This is a genomic window from Streptomyces sp. NPDC107521 (genome assembly GCF_055598485.1).
In genome coordinates this window covers 48918-66222 of record NZ_JBVKAT010000031.1, presented here as the reverse complement: position 1 = coordinate 66222, position 17305 = coordinate 48918, and the positions used below count along the sequence as shown (strand labels likewise).

Sequence of the window (17305 nt, the reverse complement as noted above, 5' to 3'; positions counted from 1 at the left end):
CCCGACAGAACGTCCCACTCTTCGTCCGAGAGCTCATGTCGCCGCACCATGCGCCATATGATGCCCCATCAGCGGCCTTTGAAGACAGGCCCTAGTGGGGAACGCAGTTCATCACCGCCCTCACTGGAAGCATCGGGTGGCGAAGCGATCGTTCGAGCGACTGCTTCCATTAGAGTTGCCGCCGCTTCGGACAACTCCGCGCTGTGCTCCTTCTGTTGAAACTGGGTGAGCAGCACAGCGCAAGCTGGATCCGTCGATCGCCGAGACGGGGCACGGTGAGCCAGGTGGTGCAGCAGATTCGTTGTGCCCTGGACTGACTGATCGCTGATGGTGGTTACAAATACCCGGTGCACTCTGGGGTCGAGAAGGATTGGCGCGCTGAGTTCGCTGGTGCCGGCCCTTAGGTCGATCAGAACAGTGTCTGCCCCGACGGAGTGAGCCAGTTCCGCTAGTGCCTCGGTCAGGATGTACGGCGGTTTGTTGTGCGTGAGCAGGTCCACCGGCTGGATTCGGGGAGGTCCGACCCGGACGGCGTCCCGGGTGGTGGGCAGGACGACGATGCCGTCCTGCTCTTGGTTGAGAAGGAACTTTCGGGCCATTGCAATGGCCCGGCCGCGGTCGTTGCCTGTAGAACCGTGCAGCAGCGCGAGGAAGTCGTCCAGCGCGAAATCGAGTCGGCTTCCCTGAGCAGCGACCATCCAGCTGATGCCCGGCGCCTCAAGGTCGGCATCGACCAGCAGTACTCGGCGACTTCTCCCTACGGCGTCGGCGCCCCGCTCAGCCAGCTCACGGGCCAGTGCGACGCAGTGCAGGGTGCGTCCGACTCCGCCCTTGAAGGAGTGAAAGGCGCAGATTCGCACACCGTTTGGGAAGGACTCGGCCTCGGGTTCGGGCAGGCCCTCTGCCAGTTGCCGCACGATACGCCGCTCGCTCCAGCGGGGCTGCCTGGTCACCTCGTTGAGTTCTGTCGCTGAGCGCAGGTGGACCGCGAGGGCATCCTCGTTGCGTTCGTCCTCAAGGGATTCCAAGAGAATTGCTTGGCGTCCCACATCCACAGTCAGGGGGCCAAGCCGCTCGGCAAGCCAGGCCCACACAGCTTCGGGGTGGGTCGGTGCCCTCGGCTACGGTGAATTCGACACTGTCCCAGTAGGCATCGACCTCGAGCAGCCAGGGTTCCCATTCACCCCGTGCTGCGAGCTTGGCGAAGTGCTCGTCGACATCAACCCACGTGTAGAGGTGGCTCGGAGCCGGAAGGCCCTCCTTGACGGTCACCGCTTGTGCTCCCTTCGACACCATTCGCTGAGGCTGCTCAACGCGGCGTCCGCAGCTTTCTCGTCATCCCCATGCAGCGCGGCGCCATAGCGCCAAGCCTCGTGGAGTTGATGCTGTTCCACTCGGCTCCGTTCGTCGTGTCGTCGACGACAGCCAGCCAACTGGCCTATTGTCTCGGCACTGAGGTTGAGCGCCTTAGCAAGGGCCCTCAGATCATGTGTACGCAGCTGCGGGTCCAGGTCTGCAGTGCCGTGGGCATTCGCTCCGTTCTTGCCGAGGATCGCCGCCTTCAGGCCGCATTCCACGCTGTAGAACTGCAACAGGCGGGCTGCGGAGTCGTCTAGTCCGGCAGCGCTGTCGCGGAGCCCTGCGTAGCTCCTGATCAGGTCCCCCACCCCAACCTCTACTCCCATGAGAGCAGCTCAGGGCGCGGAGGAAGCGATCGGAGGCACACCGGCGGACTGCGTCGCAGCGAAGGGAGCACTGCTGACACCTCCACCCAAGGGGAGGTGACGCTATCCGAGGCCGTCCCCGAAAAGGAGCTCGTACGGCAGGTGTTCGTCGTCCGGAACGTGCGGTACGTGGTTCGGAGCCGTGCGTGCTGCTATGGCTCGTAGCCGGGCCATGGCTTCCTCCTCCGAGGCGGGGGCGAGTCCGAGGGCGTGCAGAAGGCGGTCGCGCTCGGTGTTGAAGTCGGGGTGGTCGGCTCGGAGGTCCGCCCCCAGCCGGCTGATCGTGAAACCCCTTGCCAGGTCGCGCCAGAAGGGCAGCACCACAATGAGAGTGATGGCCTCGACGAGGTCGGCGCCGATCAGAGTGGCCTGGCCCTCTGAGCCGGCGTACAGGACGGGCCTTTCCTCGGCCCCGGCTTCCCCACACAGGAAGTATGTGCCGCCGGCTCCGCAGCCGGCTATCGGGTGTAGGGGGATCCCGGCGGGAAGGGCGAGGTCCTCAACAGGATCCCGGCGCTCGACGTCGAAATCGCCATGCCAGGCGAGCGCGGTGGAAAGGGAAGGATCCCGCTCGATCCGGCGGAGCAGGTCGTCCGATGCGGTCATGGGACGGAACGTAACAGCGCGGTCGGACGTCTGGTGCGGCTGGCCTGCTGGTCGACGCCAGCCGGTGCTGTCAGTAGGGCGTGGCACAGTTCGGCCATGAGTTACGACCTGGCGGTGTGGGAAGGGAGTAAGCCTGCTGACCATGTGATCGCGGGCGAGGTCCTCACGCAGATGTACGACCGCTACATCGATACGGAGGAAGAGTTTCCACCCTCCCCGCGTATCGCGGAGTACGTTGCTGGGCTCTTGGCGCGGTGGGCGGATCTCACGGAGGACGAGGAGGACACCTCCCCTTGGTCGACGGGGCCGTTGATCGGCGAGGCGTCCGGGCCGTTCATCTACTTCCCGATGCGGGACAGCATGGCCGAGGAGGCTTCGGCCTACGCCGCCGATCTAGCGGCATCGATGGGGCTCGTTTGCTATGACCCGCAGGCTCGGCTGCTGCGGCCGTGACCGCCATCGGACCGAGGGCGGGTGCAGTCCGGCACGGCCTTGTGCGCAGGTAGCGTGACCGGCATGTCCGAGGAGTTGGCCGGTTTTCCCTAACACCCCGACCCCTTGGCGACCGGGGCGGTCGTTGAGTCCAGCACGACGTGCCTTTGCTGCGGGAGGGCGCGGGGGTTCATTTACACGGGCCCGGTGTACGCGGTCGAGGAACTTTCCATCCTGCTGTGCCCGTAGTGCATCGCGGATGGCAGCGCAGCTGCGAAGTACGACGCGCACTTCATCGGTGACCCGATCGGGGACGATGTCCCGCTTGAGGTCGTGATGTCCGTCGATGCGTGTACGCCGGGCTTCTCCTCCTGGCAGGACCCGCAGTGGTTTTTCCACTGCGGTTTTGGCGCGGTGTTCCTGGGGGCGGTCGGGATGGCCGAGCCGGCCATTTTCCCGGATGCCCTGCAGGCGCTGCGCGGCGAGGTTAGCGCGTGGGGGTGGTCTGTCGAGGCGATGGAGAGCTGTCTGGGTGCTCTGGACAAGGACAGTCAGCACACGGGCCACCTCTTCATGTGCCGCACGTGCGGCCGACACATGGCGTACGCAAACTTCACGTAGCCGCAGTCGGACGGCTGCTATGGCCGGGACCAATCGTTGGCGAACTCGCACTGGACGTCCGCCCAGTGGCGCTGTTCGGTGGGGATGTAGCTGGGGTATCCGAGGCGTCCCACGCCCTTGACCCACTCTTCCCAGAGGCCGTCGGGCTCTGTGAAGCGGTCGGCGTGGTGGGTGCCGAGGACGGCGTCGAGGCGGAGGAGGGCGCCGAGGGCGGCGGGCTGGTCGTAGTGGAGGTCGGTGCGGGGGAGGTAGTGGTCGAGGTAGGTGGTGAGGATCCCGGCGTCGGCGTGGGTGCCGAAGCGGGCCAGGGCGAAGCAGTAGGCGCTGCCGGAGTAGCAGACCTCGCTGGCCAGGAGCAGGTCGCCGATGCGTGTCCGGAACCGTTCGCGGCGGTCGACGCCGATCAGCCAGGCGGCGGTGAGACGCGAGCGCCATTCGCGCCCGAGGAGGGCTTCCAGTTCCTCGTCGTTGATCGCGGCGGCGTCAGCGATCAGGTGCCGGGTGAAGCGTGTGGTGTACCACCACCGGGGACCCAGGAACCGCCCTCCATTCAGTACGAGGTAGCGCGGGAGGCCCCCATACGTCCTCGTCACGTAGCTCTCGACCACATGGCCGTAGCCGATCTCCTTGGGGTGCTGGGACGGCATCGGTCACCTCTCCGGGTACAGGTCGGTACGGTCGATCCAAGTGGGGGCGATGAAGATGTCGTCGCCGGTGGGGGCTTCTGAGGCTTCCAGCAGGGACCAGGTGCGGGATTCCTCGACCAGGTGCTCCCAGGGCGCGGTCCAGTCGAGTTCCCGGTTCAGGTCGGGGCCGGAGACGCCGTACGTGCCGCCGGCGTCCACTTGCCAGAACTGGGAGTAGAGGATCACCTGGGCGTGGTCGGCCAGGTCGTTGATGATCTCGGTGAGGTGGGTTGAGGGCCAGCCAGGGGCGTCGTCCGCAGTGGAGGCTCGTAGGCGCGTGGTGAGCGGTGGGACGACAGGGGCGCGGGCGCCGAGTTCGGTCAGGGCCCAGCGGATGCCTTCCGGCTCGCTCCAGTCGGGTGGCGCCGCCCGTTCCAGGCAGGCGCGATAGGCGCGGCGCAGGAGCTCGATGGCGCCGTCGATCTCCAGGCTCGCCAGGGCCATGGCCGCCCATTCGCGGACGGTCGGGTTGTCGCTGTCCAGCAGGCCGATGAGAGCGGGGCCGCAACGGGGATCGCCCACCTCCTCGAAGACCTCGATGGCGGTCAGCTGACCGAAGCCGCCGAGGGAAGGCAGGCCGTTGACCACGGCAGGTATGGCGCCGGCGCCGATGCGGATCAGCTCCGCGCGGGCGTCGTAGGACTCGTCGGCCTTGCCGTCGAGCTGCTGGACGAGTGTCTCGATGTGGGAGGTCATGACGCGGAGTGGTCCCGGCGCCAGAAGGTGGGCAGCCACCAGCAGAGCACCGAGTGGTCGTCGGGCCACGGGGAGCGGTTCTCGCTTGCCCACTCCTCGAAGGAGTCGCGTGTCAGATCGATGGGTCGCCAGGCGGGGTCGAGCGGCTCGTCCTCGGCAGGCGAGCGGACGAACCGCCGGCCGTGCTCGTCGCAGGCGCCGAAGTCCTGGTAGTTCCGCTGGGCCTCGATCAGGGAGACCTTGTTCGCCCCGCCAGCCATGGTCGGCCAGCGGAACTGGACCCCGTCGTCCTCCCAGAAGCAGACGGGGCAGATCTCGTACGAGCCGGGCATCGCGTCCAGCACGCGGTGCCCGCAGCACGGGCAGGGGCAGGAGTCGCTCACCTGCGCAGTGTCCTTGCCGGCCTGCCGGTGCGCCACGGCTTTCTCGGCCTCCGCCCGGCCGGTCCGCGGCCAGTCCGCAGAACACCCGTAAACGACCGTCGGGAGCCAACGCAGGCCAACGAGGAATCCCAGATCAGATTCCGGTACGGCGCTCCGCAGGTCGGAATCTGGCCGCAGACGTTCCGCTTCAACGTGTGAGTGGTGATCCGGTGCCGCTTCGCCGACCCCGCGGGCGTGTGAGGCAGGAGGAGCCTTGGTATTTCGGGGAGGCCTCGGTTCTTGGCGGTACCGATCACGGTGGGACGGTCAGCACCGCGTCCCGCGTGAGGAGGGTCGCCGGAGCCTCCGTCCGTCGGATCAGTGGTGGCCGTCGCCCTCGTCCCGTGTGCGGGGTGTGGTGGGCCGGTGGGGGCTGTGCGAGGCGTCCCAGAAGTGCGGGGATACTCGCTCGCCCTCGCCCTCGCCCTCGCCCTCGCCCTCGCCCTCGCCCTCGCCCTCGCTCGACGGGTCCTGTTGGCCTGTGTGGCTTCCCCCGCCTTCAGCCGGAGGTGCGCCTGCCTCGGAGAACGGGGGCCGACCGGGGGAGGGCGAATGCGGTGACCAGGGGACTGAGGGGCCTTCCCCGCCCGTCGGCCCATCCTCCGGTCCGTCGTCCTTGTCGGCCGTCCGCAGAAGGTCTCGCCTGATCTCCTCGGCGGCTTCGGGCAGCCCGGCTGCTTCCAGGGCCCGCGTGAAGCGGTGCACGAGCACGGTGTACTCGTCCGTATCGGGCTTCAGACCTGCCGCGGCCATCAGCAGGAGCAGGCCTTCCGTGACGCCCGCCTCTTCCTCGCGGTCGAAGGGGCCTTCCTCGTGGCCGGTTCCGTTCCACAACGGGCCCTCCGTGGTCGCCCTGTTGCCCGGGTGCGCGGGCGGGACGAGCAGATGCCGGAAGATCTCGGGCACTTCCTCGTCCTTGGCCGCAGCCGCGATCTGGGCCAGAGGGCCGATCATGGAGACCGCCTTCTCGATGTCGTCCTCGTGACGTGCCAGCCACCACACCACAGCGCTGCCCGCGCTCTTGAGTACGTCATCACCCAGGTAGCGCCGCTTGTTTCGCTCGTGCTGACGTTCGTGTTCCCAGAGCTCCTCGTCCTTCCGGAGCTCGTTCCTTCTGCGCAGGCGCTCGCGGTCGGCGGGGGCGAGGGTGAGGGTGACATCGACCGCCAGCGCTCTCACTCGTCCGCTCCGGTCGGGAAGCGGAGAGCTCAGCTCGCCTTCGAGGAGGTACCGCGCGAAGTTCGCCCGGTCGGGTTGCTCGTGCTGGACGATGCCCAGCGCCCGGTTGACTACCGAGGACACGGCGAGGGCCGGGGTGGCGCCGGTGGACCAGTCGGCGTGGTCGGGGATGGGTTTCCACCACACAGTGGCGGAGAAGAGAAAGTCGTAACCCTCCGTCGCGCTCGGGACGGTCGCGTCCACCACCCGTGTCTCCGCGTAGGGGCGCTCGACCGGCGCTGTGGGAGGCTCGGGTTCCGTTGGCTCGTAGGGATCGGCCGTCGCAGGGTTCCTGCTGAGAACCGTCATCGCGAGCAGTAGCGAACCCGAGGCTGTGACCATGCACATGAAGCCCCACAGCCATGCCGACCAGTGCAGGAGGCCGCCGAGTACGGCCGGAGCGGCGCCGCAGAGAGCGACGAACAGCAGTCGGGGAATACGGTGCTTCATCGTTCCTCTTCCGTCGTCGGCGATCCGCTTCCCGCCCGCTCCGTAGGCTCTGTGCGGATGGACTGCGCCTGGTCGATGTGCTGCCAGAAGAGAGCGGCGACGGCCGCCCGGGACGGATGGTGTCCGGCGCCGGCCCACTCGCAGGCGATGCTGTAGAGGCGGTGGAGGGCGATGGGCCGGCCATGCGCCGCTCCCACCATCACGCCCAGTGCCATCTTCCGTTCCTCGTCGTCGGCCACGGCATTCAGCCAACTGCTCACCAGGGGGTTCCAAAGGTCTGTCGGCATCTGGGCGAAGACCGTCTCCCAGCCCCGGAACAGGTCCGGCCACGGCGGAGGATCCGGTGTCCTGTCGCTCCCCAGCACTTCCGTCAGCAGACGAAGATGCGGCTCCGCCTCCTCGGGCTCCCGGCCGCTCCAGACCCGTAGGCGGTTGACCAGCAGCCGGTGGAGACTGCGCTTCCGGTGGACGAGTGCGAGCAGTGCCTCCTTGGCCTCGAGTGCCGCGTTCTCCTTCCGGACGGCGAGGTGATGGAGCCGTACGATCGCCAGATCCGGGTGCGTCGCGCTGAGTCCCTGGAGACACGCGGCGGTCAGGACGCGGATGAGGCCGTCGGACAACGGGCCGCCGGTCGCGCACTTGTAGATGCGATCGCGGAACCAACCGCCGAATCTCTCGTGACCGAGCCCCAGTTCGCAGCCCGCCAGGGCCCGTGGATCACGGAACCCGCGGGGCGCGTTGTCCGCCCAGCGGACCACCAGGCTGAAGAGGTGGTCGGGTCGGCCGGCGGCCAGGGACTGTTCGCCGAAGCGGACAACGACGTTGACCCGGTCGTCCGTGGTCAGGCCGCGGAGCGCGGTGGCGTGACCGATCCAGTTCCTGAGGCTTTCGCGCATCGAGGGGAAATTCGTCCAGAAGTACGTCCGTACTGCCTCGGCGTAGGCCAGTTGCCGGAACCGGAGCCGCCCTTCCGGGTCCCGCTCGACCTCGAGCTTCCTCAGGTGCTCCCCGAAATCCGTTCGCTCAAGCTCGGTCGTCGTCTCCTCCTCGTGTTTCACCGCTCTCATCAGCCCGAGCCACGCTTCGTGGACGGTGTCGGCGCGCGACTCCTCGAACATCGCCGTCGCGAGCAGCAGTCCTCGCTCGGGTGCGGTGCGAACCGTCCTCACCTGATGAGCCACTTCCTCTGCGCGGTCGGTCACGGCGTGCAGCGCCTGGCCGAGCCAGTCGGTGAAGTCGCCGCCGAACCGGCCGCTGTCCCTTGCGCTCCCCACCAGCCGTGCCAGCCGAGCCAGTTCGTGCATAGGAGACTGATCGCACAGGTGCTGGAGATCGGCGCGCATCAGATCGGACGATCGGAAGGTCATCCGCTCCATTCGGAGGTGTCGCGTGACGACGGTGATTCCCCGGGGGCGCCTCAGCCGCACCGTGTGCGGCTCCAGTTCCGGCGAGCGGGCGTGCCTCATGCCCGAGGGCAGGACCACGACCATGTGGGCCCCTGCCCTCTGGACCCCGGACCGGCAGGCGGTCACACGACGAAGCTCCTGGGAGTAGTGATCTTCATCGGCTACGCCGGAAAGGTCGATGAGGAAGCGGTCCCCCGAACTCGGAGTGAACGGATCGCCCTCCTTCTCCAAGAGGGATAGCTCATCGAACCGGGCCCCCCGTTCACCCACCCTTCCTTCCTCGCCGACCTCGTGCAGCAGCATGATGGCCGCCGCGCGGCGACCGCTCCCGGGCTCCGCCTCCAGCAGGACCACCGATCCGGGCTTCTCCAGCTGGTCGGCGGCGAGGCGGTATCCGGCCGGACGAGCGAACCTGTCGGCCAGACGGACCCGGTCCTCCCGGGCGATCCGGAGGGAATCGATGCCCTTGCGGATCATCCAGTCCGGACCCCCGCCGTAGTGGATGTACTGAGGTCCCGGGCCGTTGTTCACCGGACCCTGGGGATCGGTGACGGTGACGTGGTCCCCCTCGCTCATCGTCCGTCGTCCGGACGCCGGCGCTCGCGCTCGAAGCGCTGATGGACCGTGCCGCTGTTGTCGCCCGCGGTGAACTGGACCCCGGTGTTGTCGCCCTGGAAGTGGGGGGCGTTGTACTGGGGACCCCTGCCGGTGTTCACGGGTCCCTGCGGCTCGTTGACGAAGGTGCCGAGGTCTCCGTTGAGGTTTCCGATGCCACCGTTCACCCGCTGACTCACATCACGCGCCCGCATCCTGATGTGCCCGGCGTCGCGTGCCGAGTCACCGCGGGATTCCGCTTCCTCGTGGTCCGGCGTCGTCCGGGCGTCGCGGTCCTCCTGGCCCAGATCGGGGAGCAGGCGTGCCAACGCGTCGCCGAGCGCCACCAGGTCCGCCTCATGGTTGCGGTGGTCGAATCGCTTGTACTGGCAGTCCGCCAGCTCCAGCAGGTCGTCCGGGAGAGCGGTGTGGTCGATCCGCGTGGCTTTGCCGACGAGCACGGGAATCACGAGGATCCCGCGTTCCAGCGCGACCCGGATCTCATGACGGGTCCAGTCCCGCTCGTTCTCGAGGGCGGGGCGGCCGTCGGCACCCAGCACCCCCGTCCAGCGCGGTCCGATCACGGCGAGGAGCGCTCCGCACTCCTCCACCGCCCTCTCCAGCTCCGCGGGGTAGCGGTGTCCGGGTTCGATCGAACTGCTGGCGAAGAAGACGCGCTCACGTCCGAATCGCCGGGCGAGCTCCCTGTCGATCATGGCTGCTGCGGATTCCTCGTCGCCTGTGCGGTAGTTGATGAAGACATCGGGCATGGATGTTCCCTTCAGGGTGGAGTGCGGGGGATGCGCTGGTGAGCGCGCGGGGCAGATGGGCCGGGCGGGTGCCTGGCCGCGGGCAGCGGAGCCGGAGCACACCCGGTGGCACCACATGTCCGGGTCAGGAGTGTGAAGGGGAGGGCACCGACTGGCGTCTCCTGGAAGCGGGCAGCGCGACGGAGTCGGTGGGATGGTGGGGGCAGAGCGGGACGCGACGCGTCCTGTGGAAGATCCCGGAGGGGAGAGCGGATTCTTGTCCGGTGGACTCGAGTCCGTGCGGCGGAGGCGGTGTCAGCCGTGCGTGGGTGCCAGTGCCCGGGCCAGAGCCGGCTGAAGCCGGTGGACGGCCCGGCTGGTCGGGAATCGGGAGAGTTCCCGTGCGAGACGCCGGACATCGGTGTTCACCGTCGCGGAGGGCACGGCCGGCAGCACGTCCAGGAGCTCGCCGGCGATCGCGCAGGCGTGCTCGACCTCTCCGGACGCGGCGTGCGCCAGGGAGCTGCGGAAGCCGTACCGTGCACGGGTCCGTAGCGCGTGCGGCGGGAGGCGGCGGCACTCACGGTCGAGAAGCTCGGCCGCTGCCCTGGGGCGACCGAGGTCGTACAGGCACCAGCCGGTCGTCATCGCCGCCGGATCGCTCACATGAGTGGTGCCGATCACGGGATGGTCGGCACCGCTGGTGTCGTGGCTGTCGAGCAGATCCCGCGCTCTGTCGAGGCTGCGGAGGCAGTCCCGCTCGTTGCCGGCGAGCGCATGCCCCTGTGCCTCCCGTTGGGCGGCGAGTCCCCGGATGCGGGGAGGGAGTGCGTGGCTCTGGGCCCGGCGGGCCAGAGCGACGGTACCTGCCGCGTCCCCGTCGTAGAGCGTGACCAGGGCACGGCGCACGAAGGCGTAGGAGCCGAGGTGCGTATCGCCTCCGGCGCGGGCCAACTCCGTGGCCTCCCCGGTCCAGGCGAGTGCCGCGCTGCTCATCCCGGCCTCTTGGGCGATCCAACCGGTGTACTCCGCGAATCGTGAGGCAAGTAGAAGGACGGCTGCCCGTTGTCCTGACGGGGTGTCCGCAGCCAGCCCGGCGACCATGCGTGTCTGCGTCTCCAGCAGCGGCAGCAGGACCGTCGGCGCGGCGGACTGGCCGAGCCCGCGCAACTGGTCGAACTGCACGCGGAGAGAGGGGAGGAGGGCGCCGATGGCGGAGGCCGGACGAACCCCGCGCGGCAGTCCCAGGTCGACCAGGACACCCGCGCCCGCCGACAGGACGTCACGGCGCCCCATGGGTCGGAGATCGGGAGGAGCCGGGGCCCCGGTCTCCCCCGACTCGGTCCTGGGGCGGGTGACGAGGCGTTGGAGTTCGCCGTTCGCACCCAGGAAGGCGTCGCAACGCTGCGCCAGTTCGACGGACGCTGAACGCTCCCCCCGTTCGACCTTGCTGAGGTGTCCCTTGTCGTAGGTGAGCGCTGCGGAGAACTCGGTCAGGCTGAGCCCCGCCTCCTGTCGTAAACGGCGTAGTTCTGGGCCGAAGTGTCGAGTCGTACCCATCGTTGACCTCCTTTGGGCAGCGGCCGCATGAGCAGATCGCCTTCACGGAGAACCTTCGTTCGCCGGTCGTCGGGGGATGAGAAGGCCGACGGGGAGGACCTGCCCGTGCGGAGCCTTTGCGCTTCGCATCTGAGAGCGAGTCTGACACGAGATGCGCCCGGGGAATCGGGGTTCCGCAGGGTTGCCCGTTGCCTCTTTCCGTACCGCTCGATCCCGATGGTTCCCGGCCCGTGGCTGGACTCCGGCCATGCTCGGAAGGGGCGGCGAGGCGTCTGTCGTTGGAACGGCGGGGACGCGAACGTCCGAGAGGTGCTTCGGCACCGCAGCCGCCGTTGTCGACCGGGGAGGGATGCCCGGGCGATGGGGCGAGGCGTGCCGACCGTCGCAGCGCCGATCGACCGGGGCCACCGACGGCATCGGAGAGGGACGCGGGTCATGGTGGCCTGGACCGGCTGTTGGCAGCCCGGCAGGCGGCCGCCGTCGACCTGGCCACCGGAACGGACTCGGGGACCTTCTGCTGTCACCAGCCGTGGAGTTCCTGGGCCTCGACGTGGTCCGCGTCCGCTCAACCGAGGCTCCGCAGTGACCGGGAGGGGACCATCAACCTTCCCCGGTCGCGTCCCGGTGGGCGGCGTATCCACCGGCCGCGTCCCGGCGGTTGCTTCCCAACCAGTCTTCCCGCAACCGCCGTTGGCCCTTCTCGCCTCTGTTACCGTGCCTGCGGTCGGCGATCTCAGGGGGGCGGATGGGGGCGGTCCGGCGGGTGGCGGCCGAGCGGCGGCGGCAGGCGCGGGTGCTGCGCTTCTGGCGTGCCGTCGAGTACTTCAGCCCGCCGAAGGTCGATCCGGTGAATCCGCGCAAGCACCTCTTCGCCGTGGGCGCGGACCGTCCGCTGCCCTGGGAGCCCGGTTCCCCCCTCGGCCGGGTCCGGTCCCGCCCGGGGGCCGTGTGGCAGCACACCGTCTACGCCGGGATCTTCCGGGTCGACAAGGTGCGGGACGTGTTGCTGGAGGCGTTCCGGGCCCCGGAGTCCGAGCGGGACCTCGACGGCCGGAGCGGCGGGGACAGCGCCGTGCTGTGCTTCACCGTGAACCAGGACGGCATGCTGATCAAGGACAGCGCCACCCTGTCCTCCTGTGCCTGGGCCGTCGGGCGGACCCTCGCACCCGGGCCCGGCGACGACGAGTGGCTGGCCGGCTTCGACGAGTGCGGCGCGCTCCTGCTGCGACGGCTGCTGGACCTCGGCGACGGGAAGGTCGGCGTCGACCGGCGGCCCGCGACCGGCGCCGGCACGGCGGGGACGGGGGCCGGTCCCGGTGCGGCGGGGGAGGGGCTCGGTCCGGTCGCGGGGCTGATGTCCCGTCTCGTCGTCAGCGCGGCGAAGGGCGGGCTCGGCGTGGCGGCCGGTGCGGTGGGCGCCGGGCTGGGCCCCGTGGCGGGGCCGATGGCCGCCACGGCGATCGAGGAGGTCGGCGGTGAACTGATCGACTCCGCCGCCGCCCGGCTCACCGCCCGCACTCCGGCCGCCGGCACGTTCCCCGCCCGCACTCCGGCCGACGGCACGGGCCCCGGCCGTACCCCGGGCGACGGCACGTCCTCCGACCGCGCCCGGGCCCCCGGCCGTATCCCGGCCGACGGCGCGGCCTCCGACCGCACCCGGGCCGACAGCACGGCCCCCGGTCAGGATTCGGACGACGGCGGGGCCCGGACGGACGGCGGCGGGGCGCCGGAGGAGGAGACGGAGCCGGAGGGGCCCCCGCCCGAGGTGGGCACCAAGGTCCTGGACGTCTTCGACCTGGCGGCCATCACCCGCTGGACGGCCGAGCAGCTCGGCGTCGCCGGGGCCCTCACGCCCGACGCGATCCGGATCAAGAGCTATCAGGTCTCCGCCCGGAAGGCGGACGAGACCAACGGCGACGTCTTCCTCAACAGCTTCTACGCCGACGACCTGGAACGGATCGCCGGTGTCGTGGAGAGCGGCGGGGCCGGCACCGCCCTGCTGGACTACCTGCGCTCCGAGGACGGTCTCGACGTGGGGGAACGCCTCGACGTGCGGGGCCGGCCCGAGGTCGTGCTGGAGGGCGTCCGCCCGTCGGACATGCCGCTGGGCCGCTGGCCGGCGGACACCGACAAGCCGCTGGTGCTCAGCCAGCAGTTCGCCGTCAACCGCATCCTGGCGGACCTCGGGCAGGACGCCGGCGGCCTCTACGCCGTCAACGGGCCGCCCGGGACGGGCAAGACGACCATGCTGCGCGATCTGATCGCGGCCCTGGTGGTCCGGCGGGCCGAACGGCTGGCGGAGCTGAGGCGTCCGGAGGACGCCTTCGCCCCGACGCCGCACACCTGGCGCACGGAGGAGACCGCGGGCAAGAGCTATCCGCGCACCATCCATCCCCTGATCCCCGAACTCACCGGCTTCGAGATCGTGATCGCCTCGTCCAACAACGGGGCGGTGGAGAACGTCGCCCTGGAGGTCCCGGGCGCGCACGCGATCGGCGGCGCCTGGCGGGGACGCGCCGACTACCTCGCCGGTCCGGCCAGCCTGGCGCTGGGGGAGGACGCCTGGGGCGCGATCGCCGCGCGCCTGGGGCGGCGCGGCAACCGTTCGGACTTCGTCCAGCGCTTCTGGTGGGGCGAGCGGCCCAAGAGCGGCGGCCGGGCGGAGCCGGAGACGGGCGCGGGCGGCCCGTTGCTGGGCCTCCACAAGCTCCTGCAGATGCAGGGCGACCACCTGTCCGCCGCCTCGCGGACCGCCGGCGGCACGGGCCCCGGCGCCCACGGCCCGAGCGCCGGGGCCTCCGGCACCGGGGCCCCCGGCACAAGGACCCCCGGCGGGAGGGTGCCGGGCGCCAGGCGGCCGGGCGCCGGGCCCCCCGCGGCCACGCCTCCCGGCTCGGCGGCCCGCGGCAGCACGACGCCCCCCGGCACCGGGAGGCCCGCCACCGGATCCCCCGGCACGACGCCCCCCGGCACCACCGCCGCCCCCGGCACCGACGGGGCGCCCCCGCTGGGGAGCGGGACCTGGAGGCAGGCGGTCCGGCGCTTCACCCGGGCCCGCGACCGCGTGCGGGCGCTGGCCGGGGAGCGGCAGGAGATCGCGGACCTCCGCGACCGGCTCGCCGGGCCCGACCCCCGCCTGGACGAGTTGCTGGCCCGGGAGGCCGCGGCCCGTGACGCGGTGCTCCTCCTCCAGCGGGAGCAGCACCGTACGGAGGCCGAACTCGCCGGGCTGCGCGACGAGCACGCCCGGTGCCGGGAGGCCCTGGCCGCCGAGCGCGACCGGCTCGACGGGGCCGAGGCCGCTGTCCGCGGCGGCGAGGAGGGGATCAGGTCGGCGGAGTGGGTGCTCCGCGCCCACGACGCGGCCCGCCCCGGCCTGTTCGGGAGGCTGTTCGCGCGCGAGGCGGCGCGGCGCTGGGAGACCGGGCGGCTCCCCCTGAGCGCGGACGTGGAGACCGCGCACGCCCGCCTCACCGGCCTGCGGTCCTCCCGGGAGGCACGGCACGCCGCCCTCGGCACCGCGCGGGGCGAGCTGGAGCGGGCGCTGGACGCCCTCGAACGCGTCCGGGGCCGGCTGGCCGACGGCGAGCGGGCCCGCGCGCGCCGGGCCGCGGCCGTCACCGAGGCCGGACGGCAGGTGGACCTGCGGCGGCGCGAGGCGGAGGCCGAGCGGCACCGGCTGGCCGCCGCCCGGGAGCGGTGGGGCGACCGCGTGCCGGGAGCCGAGTGGCTGGCGGAGCCCGACGACCGCCCGGCGATGGAGGTGCGCGAGCAGTCGGCGCCCTGGATGGACGCCGAGTTCGCCGGGGCGCGCTCGGAACTCTTCCTCGCCGCCCTGGACCTGCACCGCGCGCTGCTGGCCACCGCGCCCGACCGCATGCGCCGGAGCCTGCAGGCCGTGATGGAGGTGGTCAAGGGCCAGGTCCCGGCCGATCTGGACGACGAAACCGTGCTGGCCGCCTGGCAGTTGCTGTTCCTGGTCGTCCCGGCGGTCTCGACGACCTTCGCGTCGATGGGCCGGATGTTCTCCCGGCTGGGCGGCGAGGCCCTGGGCTGGCTGTTCGTCGACGAGGCGGGCCAGGCCGCGCCGCAGGAGGTGGTGGGCGCCCTCTGGCGGGCCCGCCGCGCCGTCGTCGTCGGCGACCCGCTGCAACTCGAACCCGTGGTCACCCTCCCGTGGACCGGCCAGCAGCGCCTGGCGGGGCACTTCGGGGTGGACCGGCTCTGGGCCCCCGCCGCCGCCTCCGTGCAGTCCCTCGCCGACCGCGTCACCCCGTACGGGACCTGGCTGAAGGACCAGGAGGGCGAGGAGATCTGGCTCGGCTCGCCGCTGCGGGTGCACCGCCGCTGCGACCGGCTGATGTTCGACGTCAGCAACACGATCGCCTACGACGGGATGATGGTCTACGGGGTGCACCGGGACCAGGACGACTTCCCGCTCGCGCAGCGCAGCGTGTGGTGGGACGTCCCCGCCCTGCCCGGCGAGGAGAAGTGGAACCCCGGCGAGGGGAGGGCCCTGGAGGCCACCCTCGACCGGATCCGCGCCCGCGTCGACGAGGCGCTCCGGCAGGAGCGCCCGCCCACCGGGGAGGCACCGCCTGCAGACACCTCCGGGGTTCCGCCGGGGGAGGACCACGCCGCGGCGCGGGACCGCCGACTGAACGACGCCGTCTTCGTCATCAGCCCGTTCCGCGACGTGGTCCACGGCCTCGGCCGGGTCGTCGGCGGCACGCTCGCCGCCAGGCGCTACGGCACGGTCCACACCACGCAGGGCAAGGAGGCGGACATCGTGATCCTGGTCCTGGGCACCGGCGCCGGACAGGTGGGGTCGAGGAACTGGGCCGCCCAGAAGCCCAACCTCCTCAACGTCGCCGTCACCCGGGCCCGTCGGCGCCTCATCGTCATCGGCGACTTCGACGTCTGGTCGAAGCACCGCTACTTCGGGGACCTGGCGCGGCACGAGCTGATCCAGAGGTGGTCGCCGGAGCGCTGAGGCCGGAGCCGCGAGGGGGCGTCTTCCGGCCGCGGGGGGCGGGGAGAGTCCCCCGGACCCCGGCCCCTCGCGGGGGCCGTTGTGTAGCGTGGGTGGTTCTGAGTTCTTTCGCGGTTCTTTCGTACGGTGAACAGACGATGAGCTCTCTCTCGTCGGAGGGGTTCCGAGCCCGGGGGGCAGTGTGGCGGTACGGACCGTGAAACAGGAGAGGGCGGCGCGGACGCGGGACGCGGTGCTGCGCGCGGCGGCGGAGGTGTTCGCGGAGTGCGGCTACGCCGGGGCCAGCGTGGCCCGGATCGCCGAGCACGCGGGACTGACGCTGGGCGCCGTGTACTTCCACTTCAAGTCCAAGGGGGACCTGGCGCGGGTGATCGCCGCCGGGCAGCCCGACCTCGTCGTACCGGCCTGCCCCTCCGAGGGGTTGCAGCGGGTGATCGACGTGACCCTCACCTGGGCAAGGCAGTTGGCGGACGATCCCATCCTGCTGGCCGGGGCGCGGCTGATGATGGAGCAGGAGAACTTCGTCCCGCACGAGCAGAACTCCCACGACCAGTGGCTGGGCATCGTGCTCGCCGACCTCCGGGTCGCCCGGGAGCGCGGGGAGGTGAGGGAGGACGCGGATCTGGAGGCGTTCGCGCGGCTCGTCGTCAGCGCCTGCACCGGCGCGCAGATGCACACCCGGCTGGAGTCCGCCCATCGCGACCTCGCCAACCGGATCGCCCAGATGTGGCGGTGCCTGCTGCCGGCGATCGCCACGCCCGAGGCCGCCGCGCGGATCGTGGTGGGGGAGGAGCGGGGGGCGGCCCGGTGAGCGGGCGGCGCGGAGGACGTGGTCCCGGGGGCCGCGGCGGGTCCGCGCGCCGGGGGCGGGGTCCGGGAGCGGCACGGGCGGGAGCGGTCGCGGGGCGTTCCCGGCGCCGGGGACGGTGCCCGTGACGGGCGGTTCCCCCGCCGGGGTGCACGGGAGCCACCTGAGGGCAGGGGCCCGTCGGACGCCGGACGTCCGCCCGGGGTCCGGGGCCCGTCGGACGTGCGGGAGTTAGGGTCTTTGGTTTGGGTCAGGCCGGATCAGGGAGCGGTGCCAGGGCCCGCGAGCCCGGCCTGATCCAAACGAGAGGCCCCAGCCCGCGGCGTCGCCGCGGCTCCGG

The 17305-nt window shown here is 71.0% G+C and carries 13 protein-coding genes and 1 pseudogene; 4 read left to right on the top strand and 10 right to left on the bottom strand.

Annotation, left to right across the window (positions count from 1 at the left end; all coding sequences use genetic code 11):
- Positions 1-68 precede the first annotated feature (68 nt).
- The 3 genes from ACZ7LB_RS30580 to ACZ7LB_RS30570 form a co-directional block, all read right to left on the bottom strand.
- The gene (locus ACZ7LB_RS30580) at positions 69-1028 is read right to left on the bottom strand and encodes a ParA family protein (protein ID WP_471472737.1); all 960 of its coding nucleotides are present in this window, start codon (positions 1026-1028) and stop codon (positions 69-71) included.
- Between the two features lie 240 nt (positions 1029-1268).
- Positions 1269-1667 carry a hypothetical protein gene (locus ACZ7LB_RS30575; protein ID WP_471472735.1) on the bottom strand — a complete coding sequence of 133 codons (399 nt, stop codon included), beginning with the start codon at positions 1665-1667 and terminating at the stop codon, positions 1269-1271.
- Positions 1668-1787: 120 nt separating this feature from the next.
- Positions 1788-2330 carry a hypothetical protein gene (locus ACZ7LB_RS30570; protein WP_471472733.1) on the bottom strand — a complete coding sequence of 181 codons (543 nt, stop codon included), beginning with the start codon at positions 2328-2330 and terminating at the stop codon, positions 1788-1790.
- Between the two features lie 96 nt (positions 2331-2426).
- Between ACZ7LB_RS30570 and ACZ7LB_RS30565 the strand changes: the two genes are divergently transcribed.
- On the top strand, positions 2427-2783 hold the full coding sequence (locus ACZ7LB_RS30565; protein ID WP_471472732.1) for a hypothetical protein: 357 nt from the start codon (positions 2427-2429) through the stop codon (positions 2781-2783).
- A gap of 105 nt (positions 2784-2888) precedes the next feature.
- Positions 2889-3383 (top strand): annotated as a pseudogene (locus tag ACZ7LB_RS30560) (CbrC family protein).
- A 17-nt stretch (positions 3384-3400) separates the two neighbouring features.
- Here the strand turns inward: ACZ7LB_RS30560 and ACZ7LB_RS30555 are convergent.
- The 7 genes from ACZ7LB_RS30555 to ACZ7LB_RS30525 form a co-directional block, all read right to left on the bottom strand.
- Positions 3401-4030 (bottom strand): DUF6000 family protein, encoded by a 630-nt coding sequence (locus ACZ7LB_RS30555; RefSeq protein ID WP_471472731.1) that lies wholly within the window; start codon positions 4028-4030, stop codon positions 3401-3403.
- Between the two features lie 3 nt (positions 4031-4033).
- A complete protein-coding gene (locus ACZ7LB_RS30550) occupies positions 4034-4765 on the bottom strand; it encodes a HEAT repeat domain-containing protein (RefSeq protein ID WP_471472730.1) in 732 nt (243 codons plus the stop codon).
- Positions 4762-5148 (bottom strand): CPCC family cysteine-rich protein, encoded by a 387-nt coding sequence (locus tag ACZ7LB_RS30545; RefSeq protein WP_471472729.1) that lies wholly within the window; start codon positions 5146-5148, stop codon positions 4762-4764. Before ACZ7LB_RS30545 ends, ACZ7LB_RS30550 begins: the two co-directional genes overlap by 4 nt.
- A 357-nt stretch (positions 5149-5505) precedes the next feature.
- Positions 5506-6855: a hypothetical protein gene (locus tag ACZ7LB_RS30540; protein ID WP_471472728.1), complete on the bottom strand. Its 1350-nt coding sequence runs from the start codon at positions 6853-6855 to the stop codon at positions 5506-5508.
- Positions 6852-8837, bottom strand: coding sequence for a hypothetical protein (locus ACZ7LB_RS30535; RefSeq protein WP_471472727.1), 1986 nt, complete (start codon positions 8835-8837; stop codon positions 6852-6854). The genes ACZ7LB_RS30540 and ACZ7LB_RS30535 overlap by 4 nt, the downstream gene beginning before the upstream one ends.
- Positions 8834-9625, bottom strand: coding sequence for a toll/interleukin-1 receptor domain-containing protein (locus ACZ7LB_RS30530; protein ID WP_471472726.1), 792 nt, complete (start codon positions 9623-9625; stop codon positions 8834-8836). The genes ACZ7LB_RS30535 and ACZ7LB_RS30530 overlap by 4 nt, the downstream gene beginning before the upstream one ends.
- Positions 9626-9919: 294 nt before the next feature.
- On the bottom strand, positions 9920-11164 hold the full coding sequence (locus tag ACZ7LB_RS30525; RefSeq protein ID WP_471472725.1) for a helix-turn-helix domain-containing protein: 1245 nt from the start codon (positions 11162-11164) through the stop codon (positions 9920-9922).
- 745 nt (positions 11165-11909) lie between these two features.
- Between ACZ7LB_RS30525 and ACZ7LB_RS30520 the strand changes: the two genes are divergently transcribed.
- Complete coding sequence (locus tag ACZ7LB_RS30520) at positions 11910-16157, top strand: DEAD/DEAH box helicase (protein ID WP_471472724.1); 4248 nt, start codon at positions 11910-11912, stop codon at positions 16155-16157.
- Positions 16158-16353: 196 nt separating this feature from the next.
- Positions 16354-16968: a ScbR family autoregulator-binding transcription factor gene (locus ACZ7LB_RS30515; RefSeq protein ID WP_471472722.1), complete on the top strand. Its 615-nt coding sequence runs from the start codon at positions 16354-16356 to the stop codon at positions 16966-16968.
- Positions 16969-17305 lie beyond the last annotated feature (337 nt).